Consider the following 18,387-nt stretch of genomic DNA (forward strand, 5'->3'; position numbering starts at 1 on the left):
ACTTTAATGATCAGTCTCTTTCTAAGATACCGCTAGGAACCTCACCAGCCCTTTTATCAGCAAAGCGTTCTGCTCTGTTTTTAGCTTCTTCAGCACTGCCACACTGGATCGGTGTATCAGCAATTAATTCTGTTGTTTTACCTTTTTTTTGAGCGGTAAAACTTTGAACAATATAAAGAGTTTTCATCATAATAGTTAATTTTTACAAACCAAAAAAATGGGGTAATGGGCGTTTTTCTTCAAAAATCCGTTCTACTTTTTCTTTCGGTACCCACTTTCTCAGCACTCCACGTTCAATTTCTTCAAAACCTAATTTCCTAGCAAGAGCCTGATTCTCTGGAACACCTAAACAATAAGTGTTTTCTCTTTCAGAGTTGATAACAACAAGATAGCCTTCATAGTAACCAAATGTGCTTACGTCGTATACCTCATCTACTTCAGATGGAGTAATGTCTTTTAAATATACATTTGGCTTTCCTATTTCCCTTGGAGGTAATTCATATTCGACCCCCTTTATTATCATTGTTTTGGGTCTTTCATATAAATAGAAACCATTAGCTAAATCATTTGAGTCCATTGATTTAACCCAATATTTTATTGGCTCATTTTCAAGAATAGTTTCTCCTAACATGTACTCTTTTCCTTGATATAATGTGTATACGCCATTTCTAATCATATTAATTCGCCTTTTTTGGAATCTTCATAAAATAGCCATCGCCGTCTTCTGATTTAATATATCGTCCTACAAGTTCTTCTTTACCATCAACCACTTTATATAGTTCTGCCCCATCTCTCGGTGGTTTATCAAACCCATCTTTAAACCTCCACTCTGGAATAACCTCCCCATTCCTTGACGATAAAAACCCATTTCTTGTCGCAGGAGCTGAGCTTGTATCTGTCCCACCTAATTTTGAACCATATGGGATACTTAAATCCTGTACTTCACTTGTTCTAAATCGAACAATACCATAACCTGCCCCATCTTCTGGAAACCTCGTACCTGAATAATCCAATCTTAATGACTCATATACCTCATCATAATTTTTTAAGTGTTTGACATCTTCTGCTCTGGCTATATAACCAGCTACGACTGGATCCCATTCTCCAGATAAGTATTTGTCCACGTTTTCTAAGGGGATGGCTTTTTGTAGTTCTGTTTCTGTGGTGATTTTAGGAACCATTTCTCGAAGCTGCTTCATCTTCTGTGTTTCTATATCTGTCCAGGTATCCACTGACTTCAGATTAAGGTTTCTAAATTCTTCTGCGGTTAAACCCACAGTTTTTAAATCTTGTACAAACTGGGTTGCTTTATAGCTTAAAGGGCTTGGAGCTTCAGTTGGGTAAATAATCTCTTTTGATACTCTGGGTAAGACGGTATTTTCTACATTGATTCTGAAGCTACTGTTCGGATCAGCTTTGACTCCTGTAAACTGCCCTGTCGCTTCCTTAGTCAATGAGATATGTTTTTCGGTAAATAAAGGAACGGTTATGTTCTTTTGTATCACAGGTGTTTGGCTAAAATTGCTTGTGGGTTGTGTGTATTTGATATTAAAGCTCAGCCCACTATCAGCATGCTTGATATTGCTGATATCACCTATATTAATTTTATGTTTAGTAATGGCTGAAAGGGTATCACCACCACCCATTTTAAACACTTTTGCCAGCTGTTTGCCTTTAACAGGAATAAACTCACTTAATGCTTCTGCTGAACCAAATAATAATGCCGTACCAGCTAAACCATAAGTATCCACATTGCTTTGTCTAACGGATTCTATACCTTGTTCCAGCTGCCTTAAGTAAGGAGCTAATGGCTGACCTATATTCTTTTGAATAATCTCTTGAGTAGAGGCACTTGGTGTATAGGTATACCGTTCTTTGATATCATTTTGGATGGCTACAGCTGCTTCTGTACCATAAATAGCCGCAGCAGGAATTGAGGTTACACCAGCGGCCATTCTACTGCCCATACCTGTAACCATATTCAACCCTGTTTCGAATGCTGCTTTTTGGTTCAGCACTCTTTGTTCTGTGGCTCGATAAACTTCTACCCCCCAGTGTTTCACTGGTTCTGGCAGAGGTAGTTTATTTAGGTTCACACTACCCAACATTCCTAGAACAACTTCATTATCTTTGGCTTTGTACTGTCTAGAATAGCTATAGGGGTCTAGCTTTTGTTCTTGACGTAGCTTTTGATAATAGGGATCTTCACTCATGGATCCTCTGGCTAAAGCTACTTGTTCAGTTTGCTGTTGTGCTTTAAGTTGTCTTTCTTCTTGTTCACGCCTAGCCTGTTCGACTCGAGCACTATCTATTTGTTGATTAATCTTTGTTTCTGTCGCAATACCTTCTCCAGCAATTGTGCGGTACTGCTGCTTTTGTGCTTCTGTGTGTTCATTTGGATCATAATGATAGGCTTTATCTGGTCTGATATTGGGTATGGCATGACCATCGTCCCCTTTAATTAATTTGACTTGCTCAGTTGCCAGTAAATAACCATAAGCGGCTTTGGGGTTCTCTGGATCCAGTTTACGCCCCAAGCTTTCCCCTGTTTCACCTCTTTGGGCAATAACGGGAATACGCTCTTTTTGTAAATACTCGTCAATACTTTTACCTTCTAATATGGCTTGTGGATCCAGTGTTAATCGATAACCATCATTTAAATCAATCTTAATGTGTTTTTCTGTGATGTCTAAATGACTGATAGTTGGTGGCGTACCTGTGTGTTGGTGCACACTTTTACCCACTGCATTGGCTAAAGATAGGAAATCCTTTTCTGAAAATTGAGCGGTTATCTTGTTATCTATACCATGATCTTGGCGTAATAGGTTGATAATCTGATTTTCTCTCCCCTTATATAAGGGTGGACGTTCTGCTTGCAGTTCTTCTTTAAACTGCTCTAGGTATTGATTGGGATTAAGATGTTGCTGTTCATTGCGTTTGGTGACAAAGTAGAAATCTTGTTTTTTATCATCGTAACTTAAAGCCATCAATTTAGGTGGATCGCCTGCATATTCATCAAGCTGCTTAGCCATTGCCTCTTTTAATAATTCTTGTTGCTTCGGACTAAAGTGATCTTTAAGCTGATTATCTACATTAAATAGGTTTAACAATTCATCAACCTGCTTTTGTCGTTCTGGATCAATACTTTTTTGTTGTCCATCGGGTAATTCTGGCTGATGTTGTGCCAATACTTTTTGAATATCGACATGAACTGGGATGCCTTTATCCAAAAAAGCCATTAGGCTGCCATTGCTGATGGTGATATTACCTTCTATCTTTTGCCCTGTTGGGCTACGAGCCACCTCTACAGCTAAGGCATCGGTCAGTTGTTTTTGTTGTTCGGTAGGATAATCTTTGAGGGTTTGGTCTTTTTCTAAATGTTGTTGCACCTCCTCCATAGCCTGAGGGAGCTTCTCAGCAATGCGCTGTTGCTCCTCTTGTTCACGCAACCAGCGTTGCTGTTGCTGAACCTCTAAGTCTATTTCTATTTGGGGGCGATCCATAACAAAATAAAGTAATAATCAGATTATCTAATTATATTATATTAACTTATTTTATGTGACTAAAATTCTATTTCAAAAACATAAAAAAAAATTAAACCGAAAATATTTTTTTAAACATAAATAAAAGATTTCATAAAATTATATGAATTATTTTTACAAATAAAAAAATAAACCATGGATAAACATCATATTTTTCATCAATAGTAATTAACTTAAATTATATCAGTAGAAAATTTTTAGCAAATAAAAAAACAAAACACTATTTACTACAAGTTTTTATATTCACACACAATCAATTTAAATATTATATTTTATTAAATTTTCCATATCATATATATTTACCTCATTTTCATCCTAAATGAGTTTATTATGAATATTCATACGACAACTACTAACGGACATATAAATACCCAATCTAAAGATATCACTACTATTATTGACGATTTTCTTCTTGAGGCTGAATTTATTGAAGGATGCTCAAAAAATACAGTTATTGCATATCAAGCAGATCTAAAAAAAATCAATAACCGTCTAAAAAAACAGAAGAAAAACTTCTTGATTATAAGTCTTAAAGAACTGCTAAACATCATTATCGTTCCTTTTGAAAGTAAAAGGACTTCCTTTAGGGCATTTTGTACATGCCGAAAATTTTATGATTACCTTAAGCAAAATAGAATTGTAGAAAACAACCCTTTAAAAAACATAGACACAACTCAATACCGTGAACATAAAAAAAAACTCCCTAAATTTCTTTCTGAAACCGAGGTGAACCTTTTATTAAAAGTACCTGGTGATATTCATTCCCCACTTTTCATAAGAGATATAGCCATACTTGAATTACTTTACGCTACAGGCCTCAGGGTCACAGAACTTGTAACATTAACTATGGAAAAAGTTGATTTAAAAAATAGAGTAATTCAGGTAGTGGGAAAAGGTAATAAAGAACGTATAGTTTGTTTTGGAGAACAGGCTGCGGAGGCATTGAATGATTATATTAAAAATGCCCGCCCCTCTATACTGAAAGGAGAAATTACTGATTTTTTATTTATTGGACAAAAATATCGGCACAAAACACATAATCGTGGTAATAAAATCATCAAGAAAAAAATACGATCTCATTTAACCCAAAGAATGGTTAATTATATAATAAAAAAATATGCGACATTAGCTGGCTTGATGGAAAATAGGAATGAATTAATCAGTAGTCATTGGTTGCGTCATTCATTTGCAAGCCACATGGTTGATCATGGTGCTAATTTAATTGTTGTAAGAGATTTATTAGGACATACTTCTTTGGAAATAACCAGCATATATTTACATACTGCAATAGACTACTTAAAAGAACTTCATAAGAAACATCATCCACGATTGAAGTACTCATAATTAACCTCTGTTTTTAAATCTAGTTTCAAAACACTTTATTTCAATGCTAAATAAAGGAATTGTTGCATTTACAACAAATGCCAAATAATTTTTTTTATCTTTTTATTTTTAAATGTAGTGAAAATTGTTGCATTTTTAAATGAAATAATTATAATGAAATAAAATTTGTGAAGTTAGTCACACTAAAATGAATAAATAATTTCAGGTGATTGCTGTAAATTTGTATTTAAAGTAAATTAAGTCAAACAAAATATCTAAATTAAATTTCTCATATTGCGTCAGATAACACATGGATTGAAGGTAAAGCCATTGATCAGCTTAAAGCGATCACAAAATTACCTAACATAGCAAAAGTCGTAGGCATGCCAGATTTGCATCCTGGTACAGGTTACCCAATTGGTGCGGCATTCTTTTCTACACAACGTTTTTACCCAGCACTTATAGGAGGAGATATTGGTTGTGGCATGGCGTTTTGGCAAACAGATATTACTATTGCTAAGTTACACCTAAATAAGTTAGAAAAACGTTTAGGCAGTATTGATCTGCCACTTGATGAGGAAATAATTGAAGCAAATTTGCCAGAACAATTACGCCAGAATCAATTTGTTTCTTCTTTAGGCACAATAGGTCTTGGCAATCATTTTGCTGAATTTCAACAAGTGGATACTTTATATGAAGCAGAAATAACGGATCAACTTGGGCTAAACAAAAAAGCTTTACAACTTTTGGTGCATAGCGGTTCTAGAGGTTTTGGCGGCACGATTGGCCGAAGTCATGTCGATCAGTTTGGACATCATGGTTTAGATGATGACACAGAATATGCTCAAGCATATCTGACACAACAACAATTGGCACTAGAGTATGCAACGCTGAACCGCCAATTAATTGCCCAACGAATTTTAAGCAAAGTCAAAGCCACTGGTGTCCCATTATTGGATTTATTTCATAACTTTATTGAACAAAAACAAATTGAGGGCATGAATGGCTGGCTTCATCGAAAAGGTGCTGCCCCTGCTGATAAAGGCTTGGCTATTATTCCTGGTTCACGAGGCGATTATAGTTATCTGGTACAACCTATTGCAACGAAAGACAGCTTGTACTCTTTAGCTCATGGTGCAGGTCGCAAATGGATCAGAACAGACTGTAAAGGGCGGTTAAAAAACCACTATACAGTTGATCAATTGACGCGTTCTCACTTTAACAGCCGATTTATTTGCGATAATCGAGAACTGATTTATGAAGAAGCGCCTCAAGCTTATAAATCCATTGAAACGGTCATTGACAGTTTGGTACAGGCAAAAATCATCAAAGTGCTTGCTCGCTTAAAACCTGTACTCACTTATAAAACCTTAAAGGAGAAAATATGATTCTGATTCAATTTTCTTCTGCTCAAGGCCCTGATGAATGCGCACTGGCAACCTATAAAGCACTTCACTTTTTTTTAAAAGAAGCAAAAACATATGATGTGGATGCACAAATTCAAGAATGTGAAGAAGGGCGTAAATTAGGCACTGTACGCTCAGTTTTATTAAGTCTAGATGGTGAACAAGCGAATATACTCGTAAATAAATGGGTCGGTACCGTTCAATGGGTTTGTCAAAGCCCTTACCGCCCAAACCATGGGCGGAAAAACTGGTTTATTGGCGTACAGTCTTTTACAACAGAACAAATCATCTTTGATGACAAAATCTGTTTTGAAGCAATTAAAGCTTCTGGGCCTGGAGGACAACACGTCAATAAAACCTGTTCTGCTGTGCGTGCCACCCATTTAGCGACAGGCATTTCAGTAAAAGTGCAAAATGAACGCAGCCAATATGCGAACAAAAAATTAGCAAAATTACTGATTCAGTTTAAATTAAATGAACAACAGAACCTTGAACAAGCTCATAACAAAGCACAAAGACGTTTGCAACATCATCAGCTAGAACGAGGCAACCCCATTCGTGTATTTACTGGAATGGACTTTAAAGAAAGGTAATCACCACAAGGTCAGTTATCCTTTTATCTTAAAGATAGAAGGATAATTTCAACAAAAAGATAAATGTAAAAAATAAAAAAAACTTGTAGACTGTTTACAGTCTGAAACTACCTTATTTTTAAAAGGTAAAATTGGTAGCATACATGCCTCAATGAGATACATACTCTTTCATTTCATCATATGAATAAAGCATATCATAAATTAAAAGTGAAAAAACACCCGCATTAACCCAACAGCGATAACTTGTATCAGCATCATCTTTTTGCTTTTGCCGCCATAAGTGATAAATATTCTCGTTAATTTTCCACTAGGTATTACAGGAACCATTTCCCACAATTATTTTGTTTACTTAGACCATCTTTCTAGCACTATTTAAAATGATTTATTAATACTTTTTTTCATGCTGGTTCTCCTCGATCTCGCCCAGGCTTAAAGATTAATAATTCATCCATCTCTCTATTTCGGCATCGTTCAACAAAAGAAAGCGCTTTAGCGGGTTCTCCTAAAAAACTATCAAGCATTTCTTTATTGATTTCATAATATTCCATATAATCAACAACCATATTTGAAACAGGAATTGCCACATAATACTTATTCTCATCATTTAATTTTCCAATAGCAAATCTGTTTACTTTGTCCAAAAAATAATCTGTATAGTCCATAACTAATCCTTAAATTTTATAGTCTTGATTTTCGACTAATGATTTGGCATCAATTACAGCTGCTCTCCCATCTTCTGGTAACTTACCATCTGGAATCCACTGTGAGTTAGCTCCAATTTCATTTCCAGTTGGAACTCTCAAACTTAAAGAATCTTTATATTCGATATCAATGTGTAATACATTATTTCTATCTAAGTGCTCTTTCGGTACACCTAAATAACTTTCCATTTCAGAACGATTTAACCTAAGCACAGCTTCTGCATCACTTTTTGGAAAGACAGAAGAAGTTCCATCAACTTGAGCTAAACCAAACCTTTCATACCTATCTTGTAATTGAATTCGACCAGCCCCATCTTTAAACAACTCTAAATGCTGATCAATATACTCTTTAGGTAAGTACTCAGAGTTGTTCTAATGGCTGAATACTCACTTTAGGGGTAATTTGCGTTGGTGTGTGCGGCTGGGGTTGTGGCCCAAATACGCCTTTGGGTTGTTCTACCTTCATTTTCAAGCTTAAATCTAGGGTATTGTCTGCATTCTTGATGTATTTAAGCTCGCTAATCTCTCCTGTTTTTAAGGCGTTTTGCGTCAGTTTAGCTGTCGCTGTTTCTAACTTGCTTAAATCCGCAAGACCATCGGCTGCTTTTATGCCTTTGCTGACTAAAGAACCTTTAGTCATGGAAATCAAAATGGTAGCAAAATTTATTCCAACTTTAGCAGCAAACTAATTACTCCTTGATTTAATATTTCTTGTGTAATTTTTTCTTCTAAATGATCAAACTAGTTTTCCCATATACTTTCTAAGAAAAGCATATATCGATTAGGTTGAAATTCACCATAAGATAATAAAATAATATATCCATCTTTAATACAAAAATAAACTTCCAACCCTTGTTGAGATTTATAAACATCAAATAAAACTGTCTCTTTTACAAAACTCTCATGACTAATTAGTTCAGCAAATTCATTTTCACCAATTTTTTCTTCTAAATAACGCAAATTATTTTCATAAAAATCACTAATACCTATTACAATTCCCTCGCAATCAATATTGTATTTTGTCTTATGAGATACTTCTTCTATACCTTCAAATAATTTTTTTACCCCAATATTCAAATTTTTCAATTTTCTCAGTCCTTTATTTAATTTGTCTTATATAGCCTTCTTTTAATAAATCATTAACTGAAACTGATAACTCATATGGAATGTTTGTAGCTTCAATATTTACTGTTTTAAATCTGATTACAAAATCATCTTTTACAATGATGAATTTTGCATAAAAATTGACATTATTTATAGATTTTATTCACTATAAATTATTTAATAGAAAAGAAAACCGAAATTTTTTTGTATTCAAAACAATTTAATTTTTAAATTTTTCTTTAACAGTTAGATTACTAAAAAACTACTAAACAGGATCACCACGATCTCTACCTGGTTTTAAAATAAGTAAATCATCTAGCTTTCTTTCCCTGCATTGCTCAACAAAAGGCAATGCTGTTTGAGGGTCATCTAAAAATTTATCAAATGTATCTTTATTTATCTCATAATACTCATCATAATCGATAAGCATATTTCTAACAGGAATGGATATGTAATATTTATTTATTTCATGAAATTGTCCAATAGTAAATCTGTTTATCTTATCTACAAAATAAGTTGTATTACTCATAATAAAATTATTCCTTAAATTTAATTACATTAATAAAATAGTCTTTATTCTCAACTAATCCTGTTGCATCAATAATTGCTTCATTGCCTCCAGTAGGTAATTTTCCACCAGGTATCCATTGAGAATTTGCTCCCGCCTCATTTCCAGAAGGAACTCTTACATTTAGAGATTTTTGGGGAGGAATATCAATTTGCAACACTTGTGTTTGAGAAAAAAGTTTTGGACTCAATTGCCCCTCAGGCAAACCTAAGTAAATTTCCATTTCTCTACTACTTAAATTCTTTAATGCCTCAGATTCTGATTTTGGTAATACAAACGATGTACCATCCCTCTGAGTTATTCCCCAATTATTATAACTTTCTTGTAATTGAATTCGACCTGCCCCATCTTTAAACAACTCTAGATGTTGATCAATATACTCTTTAGGTAAGTATTCAGAAGGGTCTGGTCTTTGCCCTTTTGGAATGGCTACAATTTCATCAACTTGTTTTTGGGTTAAAGGCACGCCATCTGGAACTTTAACAATATTTTCTACTTCATTTATTTTTTTCTCTACATGAACAGCTTTACTTATATCACGCTCTCCATATTTCAACTTCATCCCCAATTCCAGCTCTTTACCTGACTGTAAGCTGATCTCACCTTTCTCTAACGCATCTTTGGTGATTTGAGCCAAGGTCTGTTCTGATGACTTAAGTTTACTCAGTTGTGTGCCTTGTTGTTCTAATGGCTGAATACTCATTTTAGGGGTGACTTGAGTGGGTTTGTGCGGCTGGGGTTGTGGCCCAAACACACCTTTTTGTTCTACCTTCATCTTCAAGCTTAAATCTAGGGTATTGTCTGCATTCTTGATGTATTTAAGCTCGCTAATCTCCCCTGTTTTTAAGGCGTTTTGCGTCAGTTTAGCTGTCGCTGTTTCCAGTTTGCTTATATCCGCAAGACCATCGGCTGCTTTCATGCCTTTGCTGACTAAAGAACCTTTAGTCATGGGTGCAAAAACGGTCAAAACATCTATACCTACTTTAACCTGTTTCGCTTGGGTATTAAAGTCTCCTGTTAAATACGCTTGTTTGCCTTCTTTTAGCTGGTTTGTCCCCCAGTTATAAATTTGCTCCGCTCGTTCTTGTTGTCTTTGGCTGGCTTGATTCACGCTTTCAAAGTTCTTCCCTAATGTACCAAAACTATATTTATTCAGGTTATCTAAAGTGGCATCTTTGCTGTAATTAAGTACTGTTTTACCAATATTTAAGGTGGTTTGCGCCACTTCGGCATTATGGGCTCTGGACTTTTCAACTAAGTTGGGCGCAACTTTTGAAAGTAATCCAAAGCTTAAAGCATTCAGGCTTTCTACTTTGGTGGCACCCACGGTTTTGGCTGCCCCAACAGCAAGGCTTACTGTGCCTGTGACGGTCTCTTCTGCCCATAAGGCAGCACCTTTGTTCGCGCCTATTTGGGAAGCAGCGTATCGTTTGCCGTAAGCGAGCCAGCTATGGTCATTGGCATCCACTTTTAAGACTTGGGCAAGTTTGTTTTCTAAATGGGTGTAGTTTTGTAATACGTCGTTTTTTAGGTGATTGGCTTTGTCTAATAGGTTGCTGCCACCTTGAATGGGGGATCTGTGTGAATAGGGGCTACTGCTGGGGCTAAATTTGGGGGTCATTAACCCCAAGGTGGCGATAATCACTTCTTGAGTGTTTTTGGGTCTGTTTTTTTGAGCATAACTGAACGGATCAAACTTTTGTTCTTTGCGCATCTGTTGATAATAAGGGTCTTCACTCATTTGCCCTTTATTGAGGTTGGCTTGTTCGGTTTGTTGTTGAACTTTGAGTTGTTCTTCTTGTTTCTTTTGTGCAGCCAGCTCTGCTCTAGCCTGATCTAAGGCTTGATTAAATTGACTCTCTTTGGCTATCGCTAACCCAGCAACCTTACTCAAATCTTGTTTTTGGGCTTGATCATATTGATTAGGATCGTAATGGTAGGCTTTGTCGGGTCTGATATTGGGAATGGCATGACCATCATCACCCCTGATGAGTTTTATCTGCTCTGTCGCCAGTAAATAACCATAAGCTGCTTTGGGGTTCTCTGGATCAAGCTTACGCCCTAGGCTCTCTCCTGTTTCGCCTCTTTGTGCGATAACAGGGAGGCGTTCTCGTTGTGCACAATTTTCAAGGTCTACCTCGCCATTTAAAACAGCTTGGGTGTCTATTTTGAGTTGGTAACCATCAGCAAGTTCTATGTTGATCTGTTTTTCATCTACACGAATATCATTGACTAATGGTGGTGTGCCTGTATGGTTTTGGATACTGTATCCTATGGCACCATATAAAGTATTAAAATGCTTTTGATCAAATTTCTGCTCAAACTGCATATCAACACCATGCGTTTGCATTAAGTGATTAATTTGTTTTTGCCGTTCATCGGATAAAGGTGGGCGTTCTGCTTGTAACTGATCTTTAAATTGTTCTAGGTATTGTTGAGGATGAAAACTTAAATTTTTATTATTGGCTGTAATGAGCTGTAATTCATCTTTATTCTCCAGATTTCTGATTAAATTAAGCTTAGGTGGATCACCAGCGTGCTCATGAATCAGTTGTACCATAATCTCTTTAAGTAATTCTTGCTGTTTTGGGCTAAATTTGGCTAATTGTTCATCTATTTTAAAAAGAGCCAGTTGTTCATTAATCTGCTTTTGTCGTTCTGGATTAATATTTTTTTGTTTCCCCTCAGGCAATTCTGATTCATGTTGTGCCAGTACTTTTTGAATATCAATATGAACGGGAAGGCCTTTATCTAAATGGGCAAGCAAACTGCCATTGCTGATGGTGATCTTACCTTCTATCTTTTGTCCTGTTGGACTACGAGCAACTTCTACAGCTAAAGCATTGGTCAGTTGTTTTTGGTGTTCAAGGGGATAATCTTTAAGAGGGTTATCTTGTTGTAACTTTTGTTGCACCTCTTCAGTAGCCTCAGGTAGCTTTTGAGCAATACGCTGCTGCTCTTCTTGTTCACGAAGCTGTCGTTGCTGCTGTAATATCTCTAAGTCTATTTCTAGCTTTGGCCGTTCCATTGAATTTAATATAGGTATATATTTGGTTTCTTAATTTCATGATTATACAATATTACATTGAAATTTTACACACCATTACTTATATTAAAATAAACAATAAATATATTATACTAAAAACATTAAAAATAATTATAAAACATTTATTTATTGCTTATACAATAAAAGAAAAACCCCTTAGATTTATCCACTAAGAGGTTTAAATAAATACAAACAATTCATTAAATTATTTCAGCTTTGGTAATCACCACATTCTCTTTAGGCACATCTTGATGCATACCACTTCTACCAGTTGCCACACCTTTAATTTGATCAACGATATCTTGCCCCTCTACCACTTTTCCAAATACACAGTAGCCAAAACCATTTGCATCTGCTGAGCGGAAATTCAGAAAATCATTGTCTTTAACATTAATAAAAAATTGAGAAGAAGCCGAATGTGGTGCCATTGTTCTGGCCATTGCAACAGTATAACAGTCATTTTTTAAACCGTTTGCTGCTTCATTTTCAATAGGTTCTTTGGTTTCTTTTTGATTCATTTTTTCATCAAATCCACCACCTTGAATCATAAAGCCATCAATCACTCGATGGAAAATCGTTCCATCGTAAAATCCTTCTTTTACATAAGACTCAAAGTTTGCGGCTGTTTTTGGTGCTTTTTCATGGTCTAACTCTAAAACAATGTCACCAAAATTTGTACTTAGTTTAATCATCTTTATTTTCCTTTTACTGGACGTACAACTACTTTATTAATAATAACAGGCGCCACAGGTACATCATCATACATACCTTTTGAGGCAGTTTTTACTTTTGCAATTTTATTGACAACATCCATGCCTTTTGTGACTTTACCAAACACAGCATAACCATATCCAGGAATTGTTTTATTTTTATGGTTTAAAAAATCATTATTATTGACGTTAATAAAAAACTGGGAAGAAGCTGAATTAGGGTCATTAGTACGTGCCATAGCAATGGTGCCCACAGTATTTTTTAATCCATTGGTCGCTTCATTGATAATCGGTTTGTCCGTGGCTTTTTCTTTCATATTTTTATCAAATCCACCACCTTGAATCATAAAGCCATCAATCACTCGATGAAAAATCGTTCCATCATAAAATCCTTTTTGTGCATAACTGACAAAATTACGTACAGTAATAGGCGCTTTTTTTTCATCCAGCGACAAATCAATATTACCCTGATTGGTTTGAATGGTAACCAATGTTTCTGCTATAGCCATATTCAAAGGTAAAATAAGAATGGAAGCCAATAATAATTTTTTCATAAAATACTACTCCTAACTAATGGTTTACTTTTAGCCAAATAAAGCTTCAGGCAGTCTGAATATATCCAGACTGCCCGATTTGATAAATAATGTTCTGATACCATGTATCATTATTCTGGTTTATAACCAGCTTGTTTTAATATTTTTTTCAAATAAAGCCCTGTTTCCATAGCAATGGTTGTTTGCTCTAACTCGGTTTTAATTGCGGTAAAATCTGGTTTCTCAGCACTAGTGCTTGGACGTATACCTTCTAACTTCACTAAAGCAAAACCATTTGGAATCATGATTGGTTCATCAAAAATTGTCCCTTTTGTACCATGAATAATGGTCTCTACCATCTCATTAGATTGAATTTGCCCAATTGGTAACCATGGTAATTGATCAACAGCAATATACCGCTCTGCTGAAACTTCTTTTGCCAACTCTTCAAAAACCTTACCTTTTTTCAACAAATCTAAAGCCTTATTGGCTTCTTGTCTTGTTTTAAACTCAATTTGATTGATTTTATATTCTTGAGTCAGTAGTCTATAGGTGTTTTCAAGAGCTGCATCAGTAATTTTCAACTTTTTGGCATAATCCGCCGCCAACGCCTGTGCATAAAAATTGGCTTCCATATTCGCGTAGGCTGCTTGAACTTCAGGATCTTTATCTAACCCTTTTTTCAAAGCTTCGCTTTTCAGGATATCATTTTTGTATAAATTGCTGGCGATCAATTTTTCAGTTTGGGCTTTATCTTCTGGTGAAACTGCATTTTTAGTCTGCTTCAAATATTCATCCATCACAACTTTGACGCGAATATCATCTGCTTTCATTGGTACAGCTAAACTGATCGCTGCTAAAGCAGCCAATAAAGCCACACAAACCGTTTTTTTTCCCATGATTACCTTCCTTGCAAAAATCTTTATTATTTAGAAATAGTCGCTTTTTGACGCAACTCTTCTACAGTTTGACCAATTTTTTGACGTAATAAATCATCTTTAATCTGTGCTTTTACATCATCAAACTTAGGCACAACTGCATTACGTTTATCTTCCACTTTTAATATAACAAAATTTCCATTGGCTTGGATAGGGGTTTTATTATATTGTCCTTTTGACAATGGATTAATTGCAGCAAAAATTTCAGGCGCACCCATTTCAAAAGCTTTTAGGTTTTCATAAGAATCAATTAATCCACCATTGTCTTTACTGACATCTAAAGAATATGTTTTGGCAACAGCAGCAAAATCTTTGCCTTTATTTAACTCTGCAATTGCTTTATTTGCATCAGCTTCTTTATTGGTCACAATTTGTCTTAATTTAACTTCTTGAGTGCCTTTCAAATTACTTTCCATTTGATCGTATATTTTTCTGGCATCTGAATCACTGACTGTGTTTTTCTTAGCCACATCAGCAACAAATGCTTCTGATAATAAACGAGACTGAAGATTATTTAATGCAGTTTGATAATCTTTTGTTTTATCCAAACCACGTTTTTTTGCTTCTTGCTCAATCAAAACTTGAGTAATCAATTGATTTTGAATATTTTCACGTAAAGCAGGTGAATCTTGAGTTTGTCCATTTGTGCGTGCTTTGATTGCAGCTACTTCGGCATCTACTTGTGATTTATCAATTGCCTGACCATTTACTTTTACAACTGGTGCAGCAATAACACTGGTAGATAACATTGCAGCAACAATGCAAGAATAAATTACGTTTTTTTTCATTCTATAAACTCCTAAAAAGGGATAATTAGTGACTACTTTAATTTAAGAAAAATACTCTTTCGCTGTCAAAGCTTTAATACTTAAGGCATGGATAGCCTGTTCAAACAAGTCATCCAAAGCCTCATTGACCATTCTTTGTCTAAGCACTCTATTTTTATGGTGAAACTGATCACTCACAATCAATACAGTATAATGGCCCCCTCCTCGATTACCCGCATGCCCCTGATGCAAGTGACTGTCGTCAATTACCTCAATATACTGTGGCGCAAAGCATTGTAATCGTTTTTTAATCTGATCGGCAGTTTTCATGACGGAAATACTTTTTTAAATGGTTTAACGGTCACTTTTTGGAAAACACCTTCTAAACTATATGGATCTTCTTGCATCCATTTTTGTGCTTGTGCTAAAGAGTCGAACTGGGCCACAATTAAACTACCTGTTACACCTGAATGCTGTTCGTCCTCTGTTTCAGGGTTAGGACCTGCCAATAATAATCGACCTTCCTGCTGTAAAACCTGTAATCTGGTCAAATGCTCTGCACGTACTTTTAAACGCATCTGTAACATATTCGGAGCATCTTCACCTAATAACATATAATACATTAGTTTTTTCCTTCTTCTTGACCATCATTTACTGGAATGGCTTCTTTATTTTCTACTACATGTTTACTTAAATAGATTGCTTGTGCAATCGCAAAAACAACGGTTAACCCCAATGCACCAAAAGTTTTATATTTAACCCATATATCCTGACTAAAATTATAGGCAACCAATAAATTAACCACACCGATAATAATAAAGAAACTGAGCCATGCATAAGTTAAACGTGCCCAAACAACCTCAGGAAGGCTAATTTCCTTTTGTAAAATCAACTTCAATCCATTTTTATTGACTATTTGTGAAATGGCTAAAGCAATGGCCATTGCCCAAGCAATAATGGTTGGTTTCCACAATATAAATTCCGAATTATGGAATATAATGGCAATTGTGCCAAAAACAACCACTACGCTAAAATTAATGATTTGTAAAACATCCATTTTTTTGTGTTTATACAAAATAACTGCTGCTTGAATAATGGCAACAGTAACAGCAACACCTGTTGCAATATAAATAGCTTGCTCTGGATGGGTTTTTGAAGTGAACCAATACACGGCAAAAAATAATATAAGGGCCAAAAAATCACTGAAAATCTTCATTTATCGCTAACAAAATCAAAATAAAGTGCTATTTTGGCACAAAAAGTCGAATAAAGTTCAAACAATAAAATAATTTTGTTAGAATAATTCATAATCTTTAAAAAAAAGTACGCTGAACAATGAAAAAAAAATATTGGGGATTGACTCTATTACTGGCTTGTAGCTTCGTACATGCTGATTTTTTAGATGGAAAACTGGCTTATGAAATAGGCGATTACAAACAAGCCTATCAAGAATTTCAATCTATTACTCAAGGAAAAGAACCTGATGCAGATGCTCTGTACTATTTAGCTTGGATGTATGAAAATGGATTAGGATTATCTGCTGACACCAAAATTGCTTTGGCCTACTATCAAGAGTCTGCCAATCTGAATCAACCACAAGCACAGTTTGCACTGGGATACGCATACAGTATAGGCGCATTAAACCTAACACAAAATACTTTAGAATCAATAAACTGGTATAAAAAATCTGCTGATAATGGTAATAAAGATGCTTGTTATAATTTAGGTGTTGCTTATTTAAATGGAATTGATGAAGAACTTACGGCTGATATTGACAGCGCTCGTTCTTGGTTCCAAAAAGGAGCTGACCTTGGTAGTGCTGAGTCTATTTATGCATTAGCTGCGCTATATTACGAAGGCAAAGGCATACCTAAAGATGAGAAAAAAGCCATCGAATTATTGACTCAAGCAACACTTATGGGGTTTGGTCAAGCTGCTTTTTACCTAGGACAACTATATGAACATTTGGATCCTGTGACAGTTGAGAACCAAAAACAGGCTTACTACTACTATTTACAATCAAAGCAAATGGGGTATCAAAATGATATATTGGAAAATACGATTATTGCCTTGATCAAACAAATGCCAGAAAAATCTGTTAAAGAAGTACAAGATAAAATTGAACAAGAAACACTAAAAGCAAAAGAAGAAGAGGAAAAAGCTTTAGCCGCATTCAGAGAACAAGAGGCAGAAAAAAGTAAACCTAATCGATAATAAATCATGATAATAAATCAAGTCTTTTCACAAAAAAACCATAAAGACTTGATTTTAAAATTGTTTATTATGCTTTACTGGTCACACCACCATCTATAATAAACTCACATCCTGTTGTATAAGCCGCATCATCCGAAGCCAAAAACAATACAGTTTTAGCAACATCTTCCACTTCTCCCAACCTCTTTAATGGATAAGCAGCGCCAATTTCTTCCAGTGTTTTATGGCTTTTTTGAGCAGCATACTGGACCATTTCTGTTTTAATGTAACCTGGATGAATAGAATTCACCCTGACATTATCTGCGGCATATTCAATAGCCACGTCTTTAGTCATGGTTCTCACCGCTCCTTTGCTTGCACCATATAGTGCATGTCCTGCTGCCCCCCTAAGGCCAGCAATAGAAGAAGCATTAATAACAGACCCGCTTTTTTGATTTGCCATGATGGGAATAATATGTTTCATACCTAAAAATGGCCCTGTGACATTAATAGCCATCAAATTATTCCATTCTTGTAGCTCGATATCGACAAGTGGCTTGATAATATAAATCCCTGCATTATTAAATAATATATCGATGCGCTGAAATTCTTCTACCGTTTTTTGAGCAACTTTTTGCCAATCGTCTTCTTTAGTGACATCATGTTTAATCGCAATTGCCTGCCCTTGTAACTGTTTTATTTCATTCACAACTTCTTGAACGCCTACCTCATTGACATCAGTTAAAACCAATTTAGCTCCTTCTTGTGCAAACAATAAAGCTGTCGCACGACCAATTCCTGTTGCTGCTCCTGTGATAACAGCCACTTTATTTTGTAAACGCATTATCATGTACTCCTTTTCTCATATTGATATTCATTATTTTTATGTTGTTTTAATTAGTTTATATATATAAGCTAAAGTTCCCTCCTAAACAGCAAGACACAAAAAAGCCAGATAAATAA

At 35.3% G+C, this 18,387-nt stretch carries 21 protein-coding genes; 4 read left to right on the forward strand and 17 right to left on the reverse strand.

What is annotated here, in order from left to right; genetic code table 11:
• Window positions 1–10 precede the first annotated feature (10 nt).
• The 3 genes from AADH04_RS01915 to AADH04_RS01925 are packed head-to-tail and all read right to left on the reverse strand — an operon-like array spanning window position 11 to window position 3,503.
• Window positions 11–190, reverse strand: a complete 180-nt coding sequence (locus tag AADH04_RS01915) for a hypothetical protein (RefSeq protein WP_434778571.1) — start codon at window positions 188–190, stop codon at window positions 11–13.
• A gap of 12 nt (window positions 191–202) precedes the next feature.
• Window positions 203–676 (reverse strand): hypothetical protein, encoded by a 474-nt coding sequence (locus tag AADH04_RS01920; protein WP_434778572.1) that lies wholly within the window; start codon window positions 674–676, stop codon window positions 203–205.
• 1 nt (window position 677) lies between these two features.
• A complete protein-coding gene (locus AADH04_RS01925) occupies window positions 678–3,503 on the reverse strand; it encodes a hypothetical protein (RefSeq protein WP_434778573.1) in 2,826 nt (941 codons plus the stop codon).
• 369 nt (window positions 3,504–3,872) lie between these two features.
• On the opposite strand from AADH04_RS01925, the gene AADH04_RS01930 reads away from it, so the two are divergent.
• The 3 genes from AADH04_RS01930 (at window position 3,873) to prfH (ending at window position 6,864) form a co-directional block, all read left to right on the forward strand.
• On the forward strand, window positions 3,873–4,886 hold the full coding sequence (locus tag AADH04_RS01930; RefSeq protein ID WP_434778574.1) for a tyrosine-type recombinase/integrase: 1,014 nt from the start codon (window positions 3,873–3,875) through the stop codon (window positions 4,884–4,886).
• A 308-nt stretch (window positions 4,887–5,194) separates the two neighbouring features.
• The gene (locus AADH04_RS01935; RefSeq protein ID WP_434779776.1) at window positions 5,195–6,253 is read left to right on the forward strand and encodes an RNA ligase RtcB family protein; all 1,059 of its coding nucleotides are present in this window, start codon (window positions 5,195–5,197) and stop codon (window positions 6,251–6,253) included.
• On the forward strand, window positions 6,250–6,864 hold the full coding sequence (prfH, locus tag AADH04_RS01940; protein ID WP_434778575.1) for a peptide chain release factor H: 615 nt from the start codon (window positions 6,250–6,252) through the stop codon (window positions 6,862–6,864). Before AADH04_RS01935 ends, prfH begins: the two co-directional genes overlap by 4 nt.
• Before the next feature lie 398 nt (window positions 6,865–7,262).
• On the opposite strand, the gene AADH04_RS01945 is transcribed toward prfH, so the two are convergent.
• The 13 genes from AADH04_RS01945 to AADH04_RS02005 form a co-directional block, all read right to left on the reverse strand.
• A complete protein-coding gene (locus AADH04_RS01945; protein WP_434778576.1) occupies window positions 7,263–7,526 on the reverse strand; it encodes a hypothetical protein in 264 nt (87 codons plus the stop codon).
• Between the two features lie 9 nt (window positions 7,527–7,535).
• Window positions 7,536–7,889: a hypothetical protein gene (locus tag AADH04_RS01950; RefSeq protein ID WP_434778577.1), complete on the reverse strand. Its 354-nt coding sequence runs from the start codon at window positions 7,887–7,889 to the stop codon at window positions 7,536–7,538.
• Between the two features lie 37 nt (window positions 7,890–7,926).
• Window positions 7,927–8,205, reverse strand: a complete 279-nt coding sequence (locus AADH04_RS01955; RefSeq protein WP_434778578.1) for a hypothetical protein — start codon at window positions 8,203–8,205, stop codon at window positions 7,927–7,929.
• Between the two features lie 101 nt (window positions 8,206–8,306).
• Window positions 8,307–8,651, reverse strand: a complete 345-nt coding sequence (locus AADH04_RS01960) for a hypothetical protein (RefSeq protein WP_434778579.1) — start codon at window positions 8,649–8,651, stop codon at window positions 8,307–8,309.
• 283 nt (window positions 8,652–8,934) lie between these two features.
• A complete protein-coding gene (locus tag AADH04_RS01965) occupies window positions 8,935–9,198 on the reverse strand; it encodes a hypothetical protein (RefSeq protein WP_434778580.1) in 264 nt (87 codons plus the stop codon).
• A gap of 7 nt (window positions 9,199–9,205) precedes the next feature.
• Window positions 9,206–12,265: a hypothetical protein gene (locus tag AADH04_RS01970; RefSeq protein ID WP_434778581.1), complete on the reverse strand. Its 3,060-nt coding sequence runs from the start codon at window positions 12,263–12,265 to the stop codon at window positions 9,206–9,208.
• 218 nt (window positions 12,266–12,483) lie between these two features.
• Window positions 12,484–12,975 carry a peptidylprolyl isomerase gene (locus AADH04_RS01975; protein WP_434778582.1) on the reverse strand — a complete coding sequence of 164 codons (492 nt, stop codon included), beginning with the start codon at window positions 12,973–12,975 and terminating at the stop codon, window positions 12,484–12,486.
• Window positions 12,976–12,977: 2 nt separating this feature from the next.
• Window positions 12,978–13,502, reverse strand: a complete 525-nt coding sequence (locus tag AADH04_RS01980) for a peptidylprolyl isomerase (protein ID WP_434779777.1) — start codon at window positions 13,500–13,502, stop codon at window positions 12,978–12,980.
• 155 nt (window positions 13,503–13,657) lie between these two features.
• Entirely contained in the window at window positions 13,658–14,425 is a 768-nt protein-coding gene (locus AADH04_RS01985) for a peptidylprolyl isomerase (protein ID WP_434778583.1), read from the reverse strand.
• 26 nt (window positions 14,426–14,451) lie between these two features.
• The gene (locus AADH04_RS01990; protein WP_434778584.1) at window positions 14,452–15,252 is read right to left on the reverse strand and encodes a peptidylprolyl isomerase; all 801 of its coding nucleotides are present in this window, start codon (window positions 15,250–15,252) and stop codon (window positions 14,452–14,454) included.
• A 42-nt stretch (window positions 15,253–15,294) separates the two neighbouring features.
• Window positions 15,295–15,561 (reverse strand): BolA family protein, encoded by a 267-nt coding sequence (locus tag AADH04_RS01995; protein WP_434778585.1) that lies wholly within the window; start codon window positions 15,559–15,561, stop codon window positions 15,295–15,297.
• Window positions 15,558–15,854, reverse strand: a complete 297-nt coding sequence (locus AADH04_RS02000) for a YciI family protein (RefSeq protein WP_434778586.1) — start codon at window positions 15,852–15,854, stop codon at window positions 15,558–15,560. Before AADH04_RS02000 ends, AADH04_RS01995 begins: the two co-directional genes overlap by 4 nt.
• On the reverse strand, window positions 15,854–16,447 hold the full coding sequence (locus tag AADH04_RS02005) for a septation protein A (RefSeq protein ID WP_434778587.1): 594 nt from the start codon (window positions 16,445–16,447) through the stop codon (window positions 15,854–15,856). Before AADH04_RS02005 ends, AADH04_RS02000 begins: the two co-directional genes overlap by 1 nt.
• A 119-nt stretch (window positions 16,448–16,566) precedes the next feature.
• Here AADH04_RS02005 and AADH04_RS02010 point away from each other — a divergent pair, with 119 nt between their 5' ends.
• Complete coding sequence (locus AADH04_RS02010; RefSeq protein ID WP_434778588.1) at window positions 16,567–17,445, forward strand: tetratricopeptide repeat protein; 879 nt, start codon at window positions 16,567–16,569, stop codon at window positions 17,443–17,445.
• Between the two features lie 67 nt (window positions 17,446–17,512).
• On the opposite strand, the gene AADH04_RS02015 is transcribed toward AADH04_RS02010, so the two are convergent.
• Complete coding sequence (locus AADH04_RS02015) at window positions 17,513–18,268, reverse strand: SDR family NAD(P)-dependent oxidoreductase (RefSeq protein WP_434778589.1); 756 nt, start codon at window positions 18,266–18,268, stop codon at window positions 17,513–17,515.
• Window positions 18,269–18,387: the final 119 nt, after the last annotated feature.

This window comes from Neisseria sp. Ec49-e6-T10 (assembly GCF_051132615.1).
GTDB lineage: Bacteria > Pseudomonadota > Gammaproteobacteria > Burkholderiales > Neisseriaceae.